1 protein-coding gene is annotated in these 421 nt (G+C 69.4%); it reads right to left on the reverse strand.

Features of this window, described 5'->3' with window-relative positions:
* A partial coding sequence (locus tag KWI83_RS37900) for an alpha-galactosidase (protein WP_256363402.1) occupies nucleotides 1–411 on the reverse strand: 411 nt, incomplete at its 3' end.
* Nucleotides 412–421 lie beyond the last annotated feature (10 nt).

The following is a 421-nucleotide window of genomic DNA, read 5'->3' on the forward strand; positions in this document are numbered from 1 at the left end:
ACCGGTGTTGGGGGCGGCGGGGCGGGTGGTGGGGTAGTAGTAGCCGCAGCCCTGCTTGCCCGCGTCGGTGTAGATGCCGGCCTTCAGGCCCTTGCTGTGGATGTAGTCGGCGATGGCCTTCATGCCGCCGGGCCACAGGGTCTCGTCGACGACGATGGAGCCGTCGGCGTTGCGGTCGCCCTGCCACCAGCCGTCGTCGAGGTTGACGTACTTGTATCCGGCCGCCGCCATGCCGGAGGAGACCAGAGCGTCGGCCTGCTGCTTGATGACGTCGTAGTCGATGCTGCTTGCGAAGCTGTTCCAGGACGCCCAGCCCATCGGCGGCGGGGTGACATCGATCTGGCTGGTGCTGACGGCGGTCGGTTCGACGGCCAGGGGCGCCGACGGCTCCTGCCGGTCGAGGCTCGCCAGACCGGCGACG

The organism is Streptomyces sp. TRM70350, from assembly GCF_019219825.1.
In the GTDB taxonomy this organism is placed as follows: Bacteria; Actinomycetota; Actinomycetes; order Streptomycetales; family Streptomycetaceae; genus Streptomyces.